This is a genomic window from Vibrio sp. RE88 (assembly GCF_013113835.1).
Classification (GTDB): Bacteria; Pseudomonadota; Gammaproteobacteria; order Enterobacterales; family Vibrionaceae; genus Vibrio.
The window spans coordinates 23423-41026 of record NZ_VTYQ01000005.1; the positions used below are offsets into that span (position 1 = coordinate 23423).

21 protein-coding genes are annotated in these 17604 nt (G+C 47.6%); 4 read left to right on the forward strand and 17 right to left on the reverse strand.

The features are described from left to right. Positions 1 to 40: 40 nt before the first annotated feature. Together bcp and F0265_RS12570 are read right to left on the reverse strand one after the other, a co-directional pair. Positions 41 to 511, reverse strand: coding sequence for a thioredoxin-dependent thiol peroxidase (gene bcp, locus F0265_RS12565; protein ID WP_006963085.1), 471 nt, complete (start codon positions 509 to 511; stop codon positions 41 to 43). A 12-nt stretch (positions 512 to 523) separates the two neighbouring features. Continuing rightward, positions 524 to 1066 carry a glycine cleavage system protein R gene (locus F0265_RS12570; RefSeq protein ID WP_006963084.1) on the reverse strand — a complete coding sequence of 181 codons (543 nt, stop codon included), beginning with the start codon at positions 1064 to 1066 and terminating at the stop codon, positions 524 to 526. Between the two features lie 300 nt (positions 1067 to 1366). Between F0265_RS12570 and dapA the strand changes: the two genes are divergently transcribed. Together dapA and bamC are read left to right on the forward strand one after the other, a co-directional pair. Then, positions 1367 to 2245, forward strand: a complete 879-nt coding sequence (dapA, locus tag F0265_RS12575) for a 4-hydroxy-tetrahydrodipicolinate synthase (RefSeq protein ID WP_171749162.1) — start codon at positions 1367 to 1369, stop codon at positions 2243 to 2245. A gap of 55 nt (positions 2246 to 2300) precedes the next feature. Beyond that, positions 2301 to 3326: an outer membrane protein assembly factor BamC gene (gene bamC, locus F0265_RS12580; RefSeq protein WP_171749163.1), complete on the forward strand. Its 1026-nt coding sequence runs from the start codon at positions 2301 to 2303 to the stop codon at positions 3324 to 3326. Positions 3327 to 3400: 74 nt separating this feature from the next. Here the strand turns inward: bamC and F0265_RS12585 are convergent, their stop codons facing one another. Then, positions 3401 to 4726 carry a Na+/H+ antiporter family protein gene (locus F0265_RS12585; protein ID WP_171749164.1) on the reverse strand — a complete coding sequence of 442 codons (1326 nt, stop codon included), beginning with the start codon at positions 4724 to 4726 and terminating at the stop codon, positions 3401 to 3403. 28 nt (positions 4727 to 4754) lie between these two features. Beyond that, positions 4755 to 5414 (reverse strand): ribonuclease T, encoded by a 660-nt coding sequence (gene rnt, locus F0265_RS12590; RefSeq protein ID WP_006963080.1) that lies wholly within the window; start codon positions 5412 to 5414, stop codon positions 4755 to 4757. A 204-nt stretch (positions 5415 to 5618) separates the two neighbouring features. Between rnt and F0265_RS12595 the strand changes: the two genes are divergently transcribed. Next, positions 5619 to 6500 (forward strand): OmpA family protein, encoded by an 882-nt coding sequence (locus F0265_RS12595; protein WP_171749165.1) that lies wholly within the window; start codon positions 5619 to 5621, stop codon positions 6498 to 6500. A 47-nt stretch (positions 6501 to 6547) separates the two neighbouring features. On the opposite strand, the gene F0265_RS12600 is transcribed toward F0265_RS12595, so the two are convergent. The 13 genes from F0265_RS12600 to flgA form a co-directional block, all read right to left on the reverse strand. After that, the gene (locus F0265_RS12600; RefSeq protein ID WP_171749166.1) at positions 6548 to 6985 is read right to left on the reverse strand and encodes a DUF2753 domain-containing protein; all 438 of its coding nucleotides are present in this window, start codon (positions 6983 to 6985) and stop codon (positions 6548 to 6550) included. A gap of 116 nt (positions 6986 to 7101) precedes the next feature. Next, on the reverse strand, positions 7102 to 7518 hold the full coding sequence (gloA, locus tag F0265_RS12605; protein ID WP_021456879.1) for a lactoylglutathione lyase: 417 nt from the start codon (positions 7516 to 7518) through the stop codon (positions 7102 to 7104). Between the two features lie 12 nt (positions 7519 to 7530). Beyond that, positions 7531 to 8172, reverse strand: a complete 642-nt coding sequence (gene nth / locus F0265_RS12610; RefSeq protein WP_006963075.1) for an endonuclease III — start codon at positions 8170 to 8172, stop codon at positions 7531 to 7533. Between the two features lie 33 nt (positions 8173 to 8205). Next, positions 8206 to 8898 carry an electron transport complex subunit E gene (locus F0265_RS12615; protein WP_019277143.1) on the reverse strand — a complete coding sequence of 231 codons (693 nt, stop codon included), beginning with the start codon at positions 8896 to 8898 and terminating at the stop codon, positions 8206 to 8208. After that, positions 8891 to 9526 carry an electron transport complex subunit RsxG gene (gene rsxG / locus F0265_RS12620; protein WP_171749167.1) on the reverse strand — a complete coding sequence of 212 codons (636 nt, stop codon included), beginning with the start codon at positions 9524 to 9526 and terminating at the stop codon, positions 8891 to 8893. Before rsxG ends, F0265_RS12615 begins: the two co-directional genes overlap by 8 nt. Before the next feature lie 8 nt (positions 9527 to 9534). Beyond that, a complete protein-coding gene (rsxD, locus tag F0265_RS12625) occupies positions 9535 to 10581 on the reverse strand; it encodes an electron transport complex subunit RsxD (RefSeq protein WP_171749168.1) in 1047 nt (348 codons plus the stop codon). After that, complete coding sequence (gene rsxC, locus F0265_RS12630; RefSeq protein WP_171749169.1) at positions 10581 to 13340, reverse strand: electron transport complex subunit RsxC; 2760 nt, start codon at positions 13338 to 13340, stop codon at positions 10581 to 10583. Before rsxC ends, rsxD begins: the two co-directional genes overlap by 1 nt. 8 nt (positions 13341 to 13348) lie before the next feature. After that, complete coding sequence (gene rsxB, locus F0265_RS12635; RefSeq protein WP_064487865.1) at positions 13349 to 13933, reverse strand: electron transport complex subunit RsxB; 585 nt, start codon at positions 13931 to 13933, stop codon at positions 13349 to 13351. Beyond that, entirely contained in the window at positions 13933 to 14514 is a 582-nt protein-coding gene (gene rsxA / locus F0265_RS12640) for an electron transport complex subunit RsxA (protein WP_006963066.1), read from the reverse strand. Before rsxA ends, rsxB begins: the two co-directional genes overlap by 1 nt. A 267-nt stretch (positions 14515 to 14781) precedes the next feature. After that, on the reverse strand, positions 14782 to 15435 hold the full coding sequence (locus F0265_RS12645) for a lytic transglycosylase domain-containing protein (RefSeq protein WP_171749170.1): 654 nt from the start codon (positions 15433 to 15435) through the stop codon (positions 14782 to 14784). A gap of 35 nt (positions 15436 to 15470) precedes the next feature. After that, a complete protein-coding gene (locus F0265_RS12650) occupies positions 15471 to 15914 on the reverse strand; it encodes a flagellar protein FlgN (protein WP_171749171.1) in 444 nt (147 codons plus the stop codon). 18 nt (positions 15915 to 15932) lie between these two features. Beyond that, the gene (gene flgM / locus F0265_RS12655) at positions 15933 to 16214 is read right to left on the reverse strand and encodes a flagellar biosynthesis anti-sigma factor FlgM (protein WP_171749172.1); all 282 of its coding nucleotides are present in this window, start codon (positions 16212 to 16214) and stop codon (positions 15933 to 15935) included. Positions 16215 to 16364: 150 nt separating this feature from the next. Further along, positions 16365 to 17162: a flagellar basal body P-ring formation chaperone FlgA gene (gene flgA / locus F0265_RS12660; protein WP_171749173.1), complete on the reverse strand. Its 798-nt coding sequence runs from the start codon at positions 17160 to 17162 to the stop codon at positions 16365 to 16367. A gap of 78 nt (positions 17163 to 17240) precedes the next feature. On the opposite strand from flgA, the gene flgB reads away from it, so the two are divergent. After that, positions 17241 to 17603, forward strand: a complete 363-nt coding sequence (gene flgB / locus F0265_RS12665; protein ID WP_006963061.1) for a flagellar basal body rod protein FlgB — start codon at positions 17241 to 17243, stop codon at positions 17601 to 17603. Position 17604 lies beyond the last annotated feature (1 nt).

Below are 17604 nucleotides of genomic sequence, written 5' to 3' on the forward strand. Positions count from 1 at the left end.
AAACGCCAGCGACAAGCTGGCGTTTTTTTATAAGTAGCGATTACTTATTCTCGTTCAAGTAATCCAAAACCACTTCATGGTGATTTTTGGTCTTGAACTTATTAAAGACGTGTTCAATCACACCTTCTTCATTGATAAGGAAGCTGATGCGGTGCAGACCGTCATAAACTTTACCCATGAACTTCTTCTCACCCCAAACACCGAATTGGTCAGCGGCTGCGTGGTCTTCATCAGACAATAGAGTGAAGTTAAGGTTGTCACGCTCGATAAACTTACCTAGGCGTTTCACTGGGTCAATGCTTACGCCAAGTACAACAACGTTGTGAGCATCCAGTTCTGCTTTAGTATCGCGCAGACCTTGTGCCTGAACGGTACAGCCTGGAGTCATGGCTTTTGGGTAGAAGTAGAAAAGAATCTTTTTACCAGCAAAGTCACTGAGTGACACTGTGTTGCCGTCTTGATCCAGCAGGGAAAATGCCGGAGCCGGAGTGCCAGCTGTTAGCGTGTTCATTGATTTTCCTTTTTATTGACTGTTCTTTATGAAGTTTAATGAGCCTTGAACGCCAAGGCTTGAGCACAATGCTTCGAATTCTTCCTGCAACTGCATCAAATTACAATCGGCGTCAACGGTGGCCGTGATCGCAATATGGAACTGGTTTTGCGTCGACTGAATCTTCGCTTTATCTATGGTCTGTGCGCTGAGCGATGCAAGGCCAATGTTTTTATCAGCGAAGAACTGAGTAAATTTCTCTGTCAGTCCTACTTCATCATCAGATTCAACAAAGACTTCTAAGCTGTAAGAATTGTCAGCATGAGCATGTTGTGATGTACGTTTCATCATGGTGATGAGGTCAAGTTCCTGACCTAATAAAGGCAGCGTAGTTTCGACGCGAGTGACCGCGGCATTGTTGCCGGAAAGCAGCATAATGAGGGTGAATTCATTGCCAAAAAGCGCAATGCGACTATCAACAATATTGCATCCAGATTGTGTGACCAGGTGAACCACTTGGTTGCAGACACCGGGGCGGTCCGTTCCTACCGCTGTAATCACCAGATGTTGAGTCATAATATCACTTCGAGCATTGTTATGATTATTAATGAGATAGCTTAGCACAGTTACTGAGGAGAAAAATGTCCGCTCTAGAGAAATCTGATGCAATTTTCTGCACTCGTTACTGACCCTGTCTGAGGGCTTGGTATTTCTAACCTCAGGCTGACAACGGGCTGTAAAAAAGGCGTAAGTTGCCAAAGTTCTAACATCTGATAAATATTCACTCAAATAGGTGATTTAAGCGGGTTTAATCCCTTGTCTTTTTCAATCGCCTTACAGTACCATGCAGAAAGTATCTAAATTAGGGAGAAAGACATGTTTTCAGGAAGTATCGTAGCGTTAATTACACCGTTTAATAATGATGGCGAAGTAGATTACGTAAGCCTGAAAAAACTTGTGGATTTTCACGTCGAATCTGGCTCAGATGGAATTGTGGCCGTTGGCACAACAGGTGAATCTGCAACGTTAACCGTTGAAGAGCATGTCAAGGTTGTTACCAAAGCGGTAGAATTTGCTGAAGGTCGTATTCCTGTGATTGCAGGGACAGGAGCGAATGCTACTCATGAATCAGTCACTTTCAGTCGCTTGTTAAACAACTCTGGTATTGCCGGTTGTCTGAGTGTGACACCGTATTACAACAAACCAACCCAGGAAGGTTTGTTCCAGCACTATAAGGCGATTGCTGAAGAAAGCGACGTGCCACAAATCCTCTACAACGTGCCAGGTCGCACTGCGGTAGATTTGTTGCCAGAAACAGTTGCTCGTCTGGCAGAAATCGATAATATCGTGGCGCTAAAAGATGCAACGGGCGATTTAAGCAGAATTGCAATTCACCGTGAACTTTGTGGCGAAGATTTTATCTTACTAAGTGGTGATGATTCGAGTGGCCTTGATTTTGTTAAGCAAGGTGGCCAAGGTGTGATTTCTGTTACGAATAACATCGCGGCGGAAGATATGGCGAAAATGATGAAGCTTGCCCTTGAAGGTAAGTACGAAGAAGCCGAGATTATCAACCAACGCTTGATGCCGCTTCATAAGAATCTGTTTGTTGAGTCGAGCCCGATTCCAGTTAAGTGGGCTGCGCACAAAATGGGCTTGATTGCTCACGGTGACTTAAGACTGCCGCTAACAGAGTTGTCTGAAAATGCTCGCCCAACTGTGGCGCAGGCAATGACGGAAGCTTGCATCTACTAAATCAGAATGAATTGCCGAAGCACAAAGCTTCGGCATTTACTTATCAGGAGTTTCAATGAAATTGTCTCATCAGCTAGTTGTCAGTTCGCTAGCTGTTTTTGTTTTAAGTGCCTGTTCTGGTGACGCAACTCAGCGTCGTCAGGCGAAGGACGATTTTGAGTATCTCAATACTCCACCTCTGACTGAGTGGAATAACATCGAAGGTGTGAATCCGCGTAACTACACCAACTACCAGATTCCTCAGGGAGAGTTTAGTGGCGGTGTCGGTCGTGATGTGGACATTCGCCCACCGCAGCAGGTTCTGGAGTTGATTCCAGGCGCACGTGCGGAGCGCAAAAATGGCGAAGTAACACTATGGCTATTGCGTGAAGACGAGCTGAACAAAGTTTGGCAAACGGCGCTGAAGATGCTGCAAGAGCAGAACATTGCTATTCGTGAGCAAACGGATAACCGTATCGAGACGGATTGGGTCAGCTGGAAGTCTGAAGACGAAGACGCTGAAATCGGTTCTCGCTATGAAATCACCAGTGTTGAAGCGAATAATCGCTATGGCTTTAAGATCTCTCTGATCGATTGGCGCGAAGCAGGCAAACAAATGCCAGTCTCTGCGACCAATAAAGAGCGCTACAACGCCTTGATGACCAACCTAGTGACTGCTCGTTACGACCTAGATATTCGTCAGGAAGCGGCACGCCGTGCTCAAGAGCTGGTTAAGCAGATCCCGATCTCTATGGGCACTGACCGCAGTGGTTTCCCTGTGATCATCGCACGTACTCCTTACAACGTGTTGTGGCCTCGTCTGCCTAAGCTTCTTCCTGAGATGGGCTTTACCATTGAAGAGCGTAACCAATCGCAAGGGACAGTGAAAGCTAAGTACGCTGCACCGGACGATGCATTCTGGACTGAGATTGGCGTGAAGCCGATTGGCCTATCATCAGGGACTTACACTTTCCTATTTGGTGATTTAGGTAACCGTACTTCTATCAACGTCACTGACTCTTCAGGTAAGCCTGTAGAAGAAGAATTGCTGAAAGACATGGTGCCAGTCTTGTCGGCTGTTGCAGATAAGCACGCTAAGTAACATCCAATAGGTAATAAAAAAGCTGACTATCAAAGTCAGCTTTTTTTTTGTCTGTTGTTTTGCTTTGGGCTCGATTAGAGAACCATAGCCGCAATCCAACCAAACACGATCAATGGGATGTTGTAGTGAACAAAGGTCGGAACCACGGTTTCCCAAATGTGTTCATGTTGGCCATCCGCATTCAGGCCAGACGTAGGGCCAAGTGTTGAGTCAGACGCTGGAGAGCCCGCATCACCCAATGCTGCCGCTGTACCGACTAGAGCGATTGTCGCCATTGGTGAGAAACCAAAGGCCGCTGCCAGTGGTACGTAGATCGTTGCAATGATTGGGATGGTTGAGAACGAAGAACCAATGCCCATAGTGACCAAGAGGCCAACAATCAGCATCAGAAGAGCGGCTAGCGGTTTGTTGTCACCGATACTAGTCGATAGTGCTTCTACCAAAGATTCTACTCCACCTGTTTGCTTCATTACGGCAGCAAAACCAGCGGCGGCAATCATGATGAAGCCAATCATCGCCATCATATGCACGCCTTTAGTGAACACGTCATGGGTTTCTTTCCATGCGATCACACCACCAAACGTGAAGACCATGAAACCAGCTAGGGCACCGATGATCATCGAACCTGTGGTTAGCTGGACGGTAAGTGCTGCGATGATACCAGCACAAGCAATTAGGATGTTCTTTTTGTTGATTGACGGTGTGTTTTCTTCAACGTGTGTCAGATCCGTTTCCTTGTATTGACGAGGCTTACGGTAACTAAAGAAAATGGCTGTCAATAAACCGAAGATCATACCTGCTGCTGGCAGCAACATAGCAACAGGGACTTGGCTCGCCACTACAGACTCCAAACCATTATCGTGCAGGTTTTTGAGTAGGATGTTGTTGAGGAAGATACCGCCAAAGCCAACCGGTAACACCATGTAGGGTGTCACTAGACCAAATGTCAGCACACAGGCAATCATACGACGGTCTAGATTGAGCTTCGCAAAAACGCCTAATAGAGGTGGAATAAGAATAGGGATGAAGGCGATATGCACAGGTACGACGTTCTGAGAAGACATAGTCACTAAGATCAGTGCGATTAACACTGCGTACTTAAGACCTGTCGAAGCAGAGCCGTTTTCTTTACCGTGGATACGTTTGATGACACTGTTTGCCAGTAAATCGGTGATCCCCGATTTAGAGATAGCGACAGCAAATGTCCCAAGCATAGCGTAGCTAAGTGCAATTGTTGCACCGCCACCTAGGCCACTTTCAAATGCAGCAACAGCATCGTTAAGGTCCATGCCAGCAACAAGGCCACCGACGATAGCACTGAATGTCAGGGCGACCACGACATTCACGCGCATCAGTGCTAGAAGCAGCATGATACATACTGAAATTACAACAGGATTCATAGTTTACTCGATTGTTGTGTTTACTTTTTTATTTATTGTTTTCTGCATCTTCGTCGATTAATGGCCAGCCACCGAGAGCTTTCCATTTGTTGACGATGCCGCAGAATAGCTCTGCCGTCTTTAGCGTATCGTAAAGGGCAGAATGGGCTTCTTTGTTGTCAAAATCCATCCCAGCGGTTTTACATGCTTTGGCTAATACCGTCTGGCCATAAGCCAACCCGCTTAGCGTTGCCGTATCAAACGTTGCGAAGGGATGAAAAGGGACACGTTTTAGCTTGCTACGCTCACTAGCGGCCATCACAAAGTTGTGATCAAAAGTCGCGTTGTGTGCAACCATAATCGCTCGGCTGCAATCCGCCGCTTTTTGTTCTTTGCGTACAAGCTTGTAGATTTCTTTGAGGGCCTCGGATTCAGGCACCGCACCACGCAATGGGCTAAACGGATCATGAATGCCGTTAAAATCCAGAGCTTCCTTCTCGAGGTTTGCTCCTTCAAATGGCTCAACATGGAAGTGGATGGTGGAAGCTGGCTGAAGCTCGCCATTTTCATCCATTTTAAGAGTGACGGCACAGATTTCTAACAGTGCATCCGTTTTGGCATTAAATCCTGCGGTTTCAACGTCGATAACGACAGGAAAATAGCCACGAAATCGTTTTTTGAGCGTCAATGCTTCGTTTTCTACAGTCATGTTGGCCTAGTATTATGTGACAAGGGCAGCATTATTGCAGATTCTCAGGGCAAGAAAAACCGGATTGTCTAATTAATAACGTTCCGTGGTTATTGATAGAAATGCAGCCAATGACTGTGTTCTTGGCGAGATTTTTGCATTGTAGGTGTTGTAGAAGTATCAGCGGCAACATCGCGCCGTATTAAGTAAGAGAATCCGTACCCCATGAAAAGACTGTTAGCCACTAGCCTAACATTAACACTTGCCTCTGTTGCCAGCTCCGTTTCGGCGATGGATGTTCGCTATGCTGCTAAACCCCAGCAGTCACAGTGGCAGATGATTGCAAATACGCCACTAGAGTGTCGCATGGTACACCCGATTCCAAATTACGGTGACGCGGTATTCTCTTCCCACGCCAGCAAAAAAATCAACCTCGACTTTGAACTGAAGATGAAGCGCCCTATGGGCAAAACCCGAGATGTGTCACTGGTCTCAATGCCTCCGGTTTGGCGACCGGGTGATAGCGCAGAGCGTATTACTAATATTCGTTTCTTCCAGCAGTTTGATGGTTACGTGGGTGGACAAACGGCATGGAGCATTCTCACAGAGCTGGAAAAAGGGCGTTACCCAACCTTTAGTTATCAGGAATGGCAAAGTCGCGATCAGCGTATAGAAGTCTCATTGTCTTCCGTCTTATTCCAGCGCTCCTACAATGCCTTTAGCGACTGCATCGCGAATCTGTTGCCATACAGTTTCGAAGATATTGCGTTCACCATTCTGCATTATGACCGCTCAAGTGTTCAGTTAAACAAAGCGTCGCAGAAACGGTTAGCACAGATAGCAGAATACATTCGCCATAATCAGGATATTGATTTGGTCTTAGTGTCGACATACACCGCGAATGAAGAAAGTAAGAGCGCCAGCCAGAATTTGTCTGAGCAACGGGCAGACGTACTGCGTGACTACTTTAAATCGCTCGGTTTACCAGAAGACCGGATTCAGGTTCAAGGCTATGGCCGTCGTCGTCCGGTTGCAGACAATGCTTCGCCGCTTGGTAAAGATAAAAACCGCCGAGTAGTGATATCGCTGGGGCGGACCCAAGTTTGATAGTAAAAAAGCCAGCGTAATGCTGGCTTTTTTATTGTTGATTCCGATTAGTTAAGTCGGAACTTAGCGATCAGGTTACAGTTAGTGGCAGTGTCTATGTCCTGTACCAACTTCGCTATCTTTGGATTTGGGTGTCGCTTCATGAACTCGATCAGCGCCTTCTTACAGCAGCCCATTGAATCGACAAAGGCATCACAGTCGCTATTTGGACATTGAGGTACCAAGGTGAGTACTTTTTCTGACGCCAATTGAAGGTATTTGAGTTCGTATTTAGTATCGCCAACAGTGCGCCAAAACGAGGCCATGTTGTGGCAGGAAATCACGGAGATCATCAGTCGGTCTTCAACATCAATCTCGTTGGAATCACCAATTCGCTCACTTAGTGTCAGCGCTTGTTGATAGTGAAGGATGCTACGCAGATGATCATCATCGTTCATTGCCAGATCAGCCAGTAGCGTGTGTTTTTCCCACTCGGCGATGCCCATTGTCTTATAACTCTCCGAATTCACAATATCTGGAGATTAAATGATAATTATTATCATGTAAAGTAAAAATAATAGGGCAGCGGAATGCTGCCCTATAGAATCAACGGTGGAGGCGATTACCCCTCAAGACCTGCCGACGCTTGTTTGTTTTGGATAAGTTCCAGCATATAACCATCAGGGTCTTTTACGAAAGCAATGTGAGTCGTTCCACCTTTTACAGGCCCTGGCTCACGAGTGACATTGCCACCGGCGGCTTTGATGGCATCACAAGTTTGGTAGATGTCTTCAACGCCAATCGCGATATGGCCGAATGCGCTACCCAAATCGTACTCTGTGGTACCCCAGTTGTAAGTCAGTTCAATCACAGCACCTTGAGATTCATCACCGTAACCCAAGAAAGCGAGAGTGTATTCATACTCTTTATTTTCATTGGTACGCAGTAACTGCATTCCCATGACTTCAGTATAAAACTGGATCGATTTATCTAAATCACCTACACGTAGCATGGTGTGTAAAATACGCCCGTTTGACATTGCCTTGCTCTCCTAGTTTTCTGGGTAAACTTTTTCTTTAAATTCGCACAAATCTTCGATGATACAACTGCCACAACGAGGTTTACGTGCAACGCAGGTATAACGCCCATGAAGGATCAACCAATGGTGGACATCGAGTTTGAATTCTTTGGGTACGACTTTGAGTAGCTTTTCTTCAACCTGATCGACATTTTTCCCCATCGCAAACTTAGTACGGTTTGAGACACGGTAAATGTGAGTATCAACGGCAATCGTCGGCCAGCCAAACGCAGTGTTGAGCACGACGTTGGCAGTTTTGCGCCCAACACCCGGCAGAGCTTCCAGCGCCGCTCTGTCTTCAGGTACTTCACCATTGTGTTGGTCGAGCAGGATACGGCAGGTTTTAATCACGTTCTCTGCTTTTGAGTTAAACAGGCCGATCGTCTTGATGTACTCTTTGACGCCATCGACACCCAAATCAAATAACCCTTGAGGTGTGTTTGCCACAGGGTAAAGTTTGTCGGTCGCTTTGTTGACGCTGACATCGGTTGCCTGAGCGGACAAGAGCACGGCAATCAAGAGTTCGAAAGGTGTACTCCAGTTGAGCTCAGTCTGAGGGTTTGGGTTGTTTTCCCTCAGACGTTCCAGTATTTGTACTCGTTTTTCTTTGTTCATTTTGAAGCTGCTTTCCAGTGTGTAAACCAGATATTACTGGTTAGTGACGCGAGCTCGTTCAATGGTCGGTTTTTCTTGTTTTGGCTGACGAGCTTCTAGTTGTTTATCTATGATGTTTTTCAGTGCAATGAGTAACCCAACGCCAATAAAGGCACCAGGCGGAAGTAGCGCCAGTAAGAAGCTGTTATCAAACTGGAATATTTCTATGCGCAGGGCACTTGCCCAGCTGCCAAGTAACAGGTCAGCGCCATCAAATAGGGTGCCGTTACCAATCACCTCACGCATGGCGCCCAAGACAACGAGGACGCTGGTCATGCCTAGGCCCATCCAGAAACCATCTTGCGCGGAAGGCAATAAATCGTTCTTCGAAGCAAACGCCTCGGCACGACCAATGATGATACAGTTAGTTACGATAAGAGGGATAAAGATACCCAGAGACAGGTAAAGGCCATAGGCGTAGGCATTCATCAGCAGTTGAACGCAGGTTACCAGAGCAGCAATGATCATCACGAAGACCGGGATACGCACTTCTTTTGGCACGTAATCACGTACCAGAGAAACGGTGACGTTAGAGCCGACCAAGACTAGCAATGTAGCGATACCCAAACCCAAAGCATTGGTCACGGTTGAAGATACAGCCAACAACGGACAGAGACCCAGTAGCTGAACCAGTGCCGGGTTGTTGTCCCACATACCGTTTTTAATCAGTGTTTTGTGATCACTCATTGTTGCCTCCACAATTAAGTGGTTGGTTTAGGATTTGTGTGCGATTTTTGTTCACAAATTGTACTGTATTTTTCACTGCTTTGACGACTGCTCTTGGGGTAATCGTTGCGCCAGTAAACTGATCGAACTGTCCGCCATCTTTACGCACCTTCCAATCGGCTTCGTTTTCTGGCGTGACCTTTTTGCCAGTGAAACTTAGGATCCAATCGGCGACACGTAAGTCAATTTTATCCCCCAGTCCCGGTGTTTCCTGGTGACTCAAAACTCGAGTACCTAGAATCGTACCGTCTTGCTCGATGCCAACAATAACTTTGATCGCGCCGTTGTAGCCATCTGGAGCGATGGCTTCAATTGCCAATGCTGTTGGCTCCCCATTCTTGCTCGCCATATAGACGGGCATTGGCGCATCGGTACCCAAAGCAGGGGCTGTGACCAAGGTGCAGGACTCGTACAAGCTGTTGTCATGCATCTCAGGAGGAATGACTTGGTTGAGTACAGACAGCAGCTGAGCTTGCTCTTGCTGGCTGATCTGATCTTTAGTCAAATAGTGCGTGAGCGCAACGACACCTGTTGAAGCACAGGCGAAAATCGCGAGTATTGCACCGTTCTTGCGAATAGCGTTTAACATGCTGCTCCTTAGTGGCCGTACGTTCGAGGCTTAGTGTAGTAATCGATCAAAGGTACACACATGTTGCCAAGCAGTACTGCGAAGGCGACACCGTCAGGGAAGCCACCCCAACTGCGGATAATGAATACCATAGCGCCAATGAAAGCACCGAAAATCAGTCGGCCTTTCACTGTGGTAGACGCAGACACTGGATCAGTGGCAATAAAGAAAGCGCCAAGCATGGTCGCTCCGGAGAGTAAGTGGATCAGCGGAGACGCCGTTTCTCCCGGAGTCAGGATAGCAAACAAGCCACTCATCACCGTCAAGCTGACAACGAAGCTGACCGGAATATGCCAGTTGATGACTCTTAATTTGATCAGCAGTAGGCCACCCACTAGATAGGCTAAGTTAACCCACTCCCAACCGATACCTGCCAGACCACTGAACTGAGGCTGGTGGAGGGCTTCTGCAGCGGTATTACCTGTATGGAGTGCGGTCTTGAAGGCATCGAGTGGCGTTGCCATCGTAATGCCATCTACACCTGTTCGAATCTGCTGAAGTGACAAGCCATCAAGATTGAAACCAGTGAAAATCAGTGAAAACGCATCGTCTAAAGAGCTCGTTGTCGGTTGCAGCTCGGCTGGTGAGATCCAACTGGTCATTTGTACTGGGAAGGAGATCAGCAGTACAACGTAAGCGACCATTGCGGGGTTAAATAGATTTTGACCAATACCGCCATAGAGGTGTTTTGCTATCAAAATCGCAAAAATCAGACCAATGGTGATGAGCCACCAAGGTGACAGAGGCGGAATCGCAACCGCAAGCAGCCACGCCGTTACAATCGCGCTATTGTCCCGCAATGCCGACATCGGATGGCGTTTACGAGCCAACATGACACCAGCCTCAAGCAAAAGCCCAAGAATGATGGCAAAGCCGAGTTGAATTAATGTACCCCACCCAAAAAAGTAGGTCTGGGCGAATAAGCCGGGTAAAGCACACAGCGCTACCCATTTCATCAGGTCGGGGGTGCTTCTGCGACTATGAGCGTGGGGTGAGCTGGCAATGAAAAAGGCCACTACTCGTTCTCCTCAAATTTATTATTCTGTTCGCGTTCAGCCTTGCGTGCTTTGGCGCGTGCGATAGCGGCAGCCACAGCCGCTTTCTTCGGATCCTCTGCGACTACTTCAGCGCTTTCTGATTCAGTAATGACTGGTTCAGATTGTGCTTCCTGTTGCGCTTTTCGGGCTTTAGCACGCGCAATAGCGGCAGCGACCGCGGCTTTCTTCGGATCCTCTTCGGCTACCTCAGCGCTTTCAGGCTCAGCGGTGACGGGTTCCAATTTGCCTTCCTGATGCGCTTTACGTGCTTTGGCACGAGCAATAGCGGCAGCAACCGCGGCTTTCTTCGGATCTTCTTCGGCTACCTCAGTGCTTTCAGGCTCAGCGGTGACAGTTTCAGGTTTGCCTTCCTGCTGCGCTTTACGTGCTTTGGCCCGTGCAATGGCGGCAGCAACTGCGGCTTTCTTCGGATCCTCTTCGGCAACTTCATCGCTTTCAGGCGCAGCGGTGATTGGTTCCGATTGACCTTCCTGCTGCGCTTTACGTGCTTTAGCACGCGCAATAGCGGCAGCGACCGCGGCTTTCTTCGGATCCTCTTCGGCAACTTCATCGCTTTCAGGCTCAGCGGTTACTGGTTCCGATTGACCTTCTTGCTGCGCTTTACGTGCTTTAGCGCGAGCAATAGCGGCAGCAACCGCTGCTTTCTTTGGATCCTCTTCGGCTACTTCATCGCTTTCAGGCTCAGCGGTGATTGGTTCCGATTTACCTTCTTGCTGCGCTTTGCGTGCTTTAGCGCGTGCGATAGCGGCAGCGACCGCCGCTTTCTTCGGATCCTCTCCGGCTTCAGCGTTTTCCGGTTCAGCGGTGACGGGTTCCGGTTTACCTTCTTGCTGCGCTTTACGTGCTTTAGCACGAGCAATAGCCGCGGCAACGGAAGCTTTTTTATCTTCAGTTGCTGAATCAGTACCGTTATCCTGCTGAGCGGCTTTTTTCGCTTTAGCGCGCGCAATAGCTGCTGCAACCGCATCTTTCTTATCATCGGATGAAGTGGCTGGCGTAGCCTCTTGAGTCTTCTGAGCTTTTTTCTCTCTTGCCTGACGTTTGCGTTCTTCACGCAGTTTTGCCATTTCAGAGTTGTCTGGCTCCGCATCACCTGCTTGCATTGCAGCCGCTTGCTTGGCTTTTGCTTTAGCGATTGCGGCCGCTACCGCCGGTTTAACTGCGGATTCATCTGATTTCGCTTCAGATTTCTGTGCTTTTACGCGCGCAATGGCTGCAGCAATGGCATCATCGCCGCCGGTTTTCTTCATATCTTTGCGACGATCATCTGCCGCTTTCTTGAATCGATTCTCGCGCTCGGCTTTATCACGCTCAAGTCGCGCTTTCTTCTCTTCAAAGCGGACTTTAGCGCGTTCTGCTGCTTCGGACTCTTCTTTGCGAGTACGCATCTCAGCTTTGGCTTGGCGGTAGTATTGCACCAGCGGGATTTCACTTGGGCAGACAAAGGCACAAGCACCACATTCGATACAATCTTTAAGGTTGAGCTCTTCGCATTTGTCGTATTCCTCTGCTTTCGCATGCCATTGAAGCTGCTGAGGGAGCAGTGAAGCAGGACAGGCCTCGGCACATTGGCCACAGCGGATACAGGCCATTTCGTACTGATTGGGTGAAATCTCTTTACGAGTTGGAGCCAGAATGCAGTTTGCGGTTTTGGTAATTGGAACGTTGGCGTGCGGAAGCGTAAAGCCCATCATAGGACCACCCATGATTAGGCGAGGCAGCTTTTTATCCGCTTTATAGCCGAACTCGTCGAGCAGTGATTGAACGGGTGTACCAATCAGTGCTTTGACATTACGCGGTTGCTTAAAGGTATCTCCGGTCAGAGTAACGATTCGCTCAACCAGAGGTTCGCCGTCACAAACAGCACGCTTAATGGCTTGCAGTGAACCGACATTTTGTACCAGTAAACCAATATCTGCTGGAATACTGTTCACCGGCACTTCTTTGTTGGTCAGTATCTTAATCAGCTGCTTCTCACCACCCGATGGGTATTTGGTGGGAATGACGCGGATGACGATGTCTTTGTGCTCTGCGGCTTGCTCTAACGCTTTGATGGCTTGAGGTTTGTTGTCCTCAATACCAATAATGGTCAGCTTAGGCTTTAAGATGTGTTCAACAATCTCGATGCCTTTAATGACTTCATCTGCATGTTCTTGCATCAACATGTCATCGGCAGTGATGTAAGGCTCACATTCTGCAGCATTAACAATCAGAATCTCTGTACGAGCCAATCCAGCTTGGATCTTTTTCGCGGTTGGGAAGCCTGCGCCGCCCATACCTGAAACGCCAGCCTGACGAATGATCTCAATCAACTCGTCTGGGGTGCGTTGGGTAAAATCGTTATCTGTTTTTCGTTCAATCCAGCGATCTTCGCCATCTGGAGAAATGACGATACAAGTTTCTGCCAGACCGGACGGGTGGGCAGTAGTGCGAGACTCTATCGCTATAATTTTACCGGATGTTGGCGCATGAACCGGAAGCATGAAGCTGGTGTCGTATTTAGTCAGCGGCTGACCTTTGAGCACCTGCTCGCCAACTTCCACTGTGATCGTGCCCGGTTTACCAATGTGTTGTTTCACTGGCAGAACGATTTCTTGTGGAATACTCGCTTTGGCAATCTCGCTTTTAACCGACTGTTTTTTGTTTTCTGGTGGATGGACACCCCCTGGGAAATCCCAAAGTGCGCCTGACTTAATTTGTTCGATGAGTGACAGCATACCAGTCCTTAATTCACGCCATTCTGCGACTTGGCAGAATCGGTAATATCAACAACAGGAATGGCGTCCAGTTGCCACTTCCAGCTCGCTGTAGTGGTTTCTACAGGAATCATTTCAATACAGTCCGTTGGGCAAGGTGCAACGCACAGGTCACAACCAGTACATTCGTCTTTGATCACCGTATGGAGTGCTTTAGTACCGCCAACTATCGCATCAACCGGACAAGCTTGAATACACTTAGTGCAGCCAATGCACATGTCCTCATGAATAAATGCGACGGTTTTGACGTTGTCATCCAGATCGTGTGCTGAGTCTGTGACCTCGACGCCCATAAGATCGGCCAGTTTCTCGATGGTTGCCTGACCGCCAGGAGGGCACTTGTTGATCTCGTCGCCATTCGCAATCGCTTCGGCATAAGGGCGACACCCCGGGTAGCCGCACTGACCACATTGGGTTTGAGGTAAAATATTATCAATTTGGTCGACGATCGGATCCGCTTCAACTTTAAAGCGGATCGAGGCAAATCCTAATATGGCGCCAAACAGTGCAGCAAGTGCTGCTAGGGCCAGTACAGCAATAAGAATAGCGCTCATTACAATTTCACCAGTCCAGTAAAGCCCATGAATGCTAGCGACATCAGTCCGGCGGTGATCATGGCGATTGACGCCCCTTTAAATGGTGCAGGTACATCGGCCGCTGCGATACGCTCACGCATAGAGGCGAAGAGGATAAGAACCAGTGAGAAACCGACCGCTGCACCAAATCCATAAATGATAGATTCGATGAAATTGTGGTTTTCGTTGATGTTAAGCAGGGCGACACCTAAAACCGCACAGTTGGTTGTGATCAGCGGTAGGAAAATCCCCAGTAGGCGATAGAGCGTTGGGCTGGTTTTATGCACCACCATTTCGGTGAACTGAACCACAACGGCGATCACCAGAATAAAACTCATAGTACGCAAATATTCCAACCCTAAAGGTTCAAGAATGTAGCTTTCCACAAGATACGAGCACACTGAGGCTAAGGTCAGGACAAACGTGGTTGCCAACCCCATTCCGATTGCTGTTTCCAGCTTCTTGGAAACGCCCATAAATGGACATAGGCCCAAAAACTTCACCAGTACAAAGTTGTTGACCAGCACAGTGCCGACCAGCAACAAAAGATATTCGGTCATAATTATATATTTAAGAGAATCCGATCCCGATATTATCCTGCTTTGCTGAGTCAATAACAACCAAGGAAAGCTAGGGTTTTGTATTGTTGAATAAAAATTATACGGGATATTCCCGCTCTCGGGGGTAAATTCGTGGCTAAACCTGTAAAAACCGTCGTTAAGTAGGGATATCTTTAGAGCTGTCGGGCATTAAGGATGAAGTGCTAATAGCTTGGAAGCATAAGTAACCATGCCGAGTTGTTAACGTATCTGATTATCCGTGAGTCTTTATAAGGTGACGAGTGGCGGCAGAGGAGACAAATTGACAAGCGGCGACCGGTTAAATTCGCCAAATAAAAACAGTGTATTAGGCTGCTTTCCTAGTAGCTCCTCTATCTCAATCAAGTTACGCAGGGCATAAAATCGATGCACATATTGTGTCGTTTCTGAAGGAAGCGCGAGTGTAGAAAACTGTCTGCTGCCAGACTTTTTAATGGCACGAGAAACTCGGCCTTCTCCTGCGTTGTATGCGGCAATGGTGAGGGCCAAATCATCAAACTTATTATGCAAAAACGCTAAGTATGCGATGGCTGCCTCAGTACTGGCTTGAATGTCAAATCGTTGATCTTGGCTGGCATCGATTTTAAGGCCGAAGCGCTGTGCCGTTGCAGGCATAAGTTGCCACAACCCGGCGGCGTTGGCGTGAGAGACAGCTTTAGGATCATAGGAAGACTCTAGCATGGGCAGCAATATGAGCTGTGATGGTAAGGACTGAGATGATAGCCGCTTCGCGATGTCCTCAATCAGAAGTCGGTTCACCGCCAAACGTTGTTCGATGTGCTTTTTATAGGGCGTCAGGACAGCCAGCTCGTGCTCAAATTCAGTAGGTAGAGGTGAGGCGTTGAGAGGGTGTACAGCACAAAGATAAACCGACAAGAGCATGCACAATGCCCCTTTCCAACCACTGCGAACATTGATCATCTCAACGATGGCTGCTCTTCATAGGTATGTTGGCTTGGTTGAGTGATATGACACATCAGCTCATGAAAACTGGCAGAGCTGTGGCCGTTCTCTTGATTGAGTGCATGACACTGTTTAACCAGAGATTCTAGTTCGCGCCATTGCGCATGAACTTTGCTTAACAACGACGGCGGTAATACAGAAAAAAGTTTGCCAATACCGGCTTGGTCGCTGGTCAGACGTAAAGCTTTCATGGTCTGGCTACGCTCACTGGCATGTTGATCAAGCTTTCTAAGCAATGGTTTTTGCTCAGCAAGATTTTGATTGAGCTTCGCTGCATCAAAAGACAAATACAGCGATTTTTGCTCTTGTAACAGCGTCACTAATTGGCGATACGACTTGATGTCATCGCCGATGGAGGTGAGAAAACGCTGAATCATACGAGAGGTTTCAGATGCCATATTGAACTCCAGCCTGCGTTACTCGTGACCAGTATGAAATTGAAGAACCGCTTGAGATAGTGCTTTGGTATCCAGTGCTAATTCACCTTTTATCAGCGCATTACGGACTTGTTCCACCTTTTCCATATCTACGTTAGGCAGTGATTGCATTTCTGCCTGTGCTTTGTCGATTGCAGCAGTATTGGTATTGACCATGGCTTCTGAAATCGGTTGAGCAGCCGAAGATTCTGCGGGTTTCTTGGAAGCTTGGTTCAGGCTGGTTTGAGGTACGTGGCCGTCTGCAACTTTGTCGATTTTCATCAATAGGTTCCTTAGTCATCGTGGTTACAGGTTTAGTGCGACCATGATGCGCGAAACATTAAGTCAAAGTAATCACTTTTTTATATCTACCTGAAATGATTATCTCTTTACGAGTCATAAACAGCGAAAATGATAACCGGAGTCCAAAAATCAGAATTGGGTCTGTACCTGATTGAGTCCAGTGACCACCGCTTTAATAACTTTTCCTGAAGAACTGTTCTGCACATCAATTTGTTCACCATGCGTTCCCTGCTCAAGGGCGACACCTTTGGTGGATGCAGTAAATCCGTCTTTGGAGGCGGTAATCACCACTTGATTTCCTTTCGCGACCAGAGGCGTAGACGCTAATTTTCTCGGATCTAATATCTGGCCCGAACGTATGCGCCTAGAGGCAACCATGCCGGAAACTTGAGAGAGCTGGGTGAAGAAATCTTGCTCCCGACTAAGGGTTCTCTTTTCAAGCTTAAGGTTCATCGGTGAAATCGCTTGGTCTCGATTGATGCCTGTTTTGGTGACGACCACATTGAGTGTCAGCGCAGATTTGATGGCGACATTGATACGCCAGTTCGCTGAAGGCACATCGCAGCTGACGGCACGTTTTAGGTTGCCGACAGGGAGCACTTTGTTGTCGATACCTGAAATATTCAGCGGTTTGGGGCAAATGGGCAGATGCTCTGCAGCAGCAGGGACGCGAATATCGTAATCGAGTTGATAGTCTCCCCATTGTCTGTTGTCGGCTTGAGTTTGGACCTGTTGTCTAAAGTCGGCCTCTACGGCTTGAATAATGGATTGCTTGGCGCCGATATTTTCACTGCTTAAAACGGCCTGACTGGACAGCATGGTACTGACTAATACAGCCCAGTTTAGAGAGGAAGCAATTCGGTTCCTCTGGCTTTTCAATACTTCCGTAATGCGGAAATTGCATTTCCTTTCTTTTTTGTAAGTCATTGATTTTATTTTGTTATTTTTGTGGCATGCATCTTGTCTTATTCATCCTTATTCGAGCCGACTTTAAAGGAAAGAGACATGGCAATTTCATTTGAAAATGCGTTGGGTGTTCACCCTGATGCGCTGAATTTTCGGGTTCAGCGTACCAAAGTCCTTGCCAGTAACCTAGCAAATGTTGATACCCCTGGGTATCTGGCTAAGGACCTGAGTTTTACCACTGTAATGAATCAGTTATCACCTCATGGAGTGAACAAACCAGTACCTAAACTGCAGGTCTCTTCTATGTACTCGATTCCTTATCAGAACAGCAAAGATGGCAACACAGTCGAGCTGGGGGTTGAACAGGGCAAATTCACACAAAACAACATGGATTTTCAGACCAGCCTGACCTTTCTGAATATGAAGTTTCAGGGACTGGCGAAAGTGATAGAGGGGCGTTAAT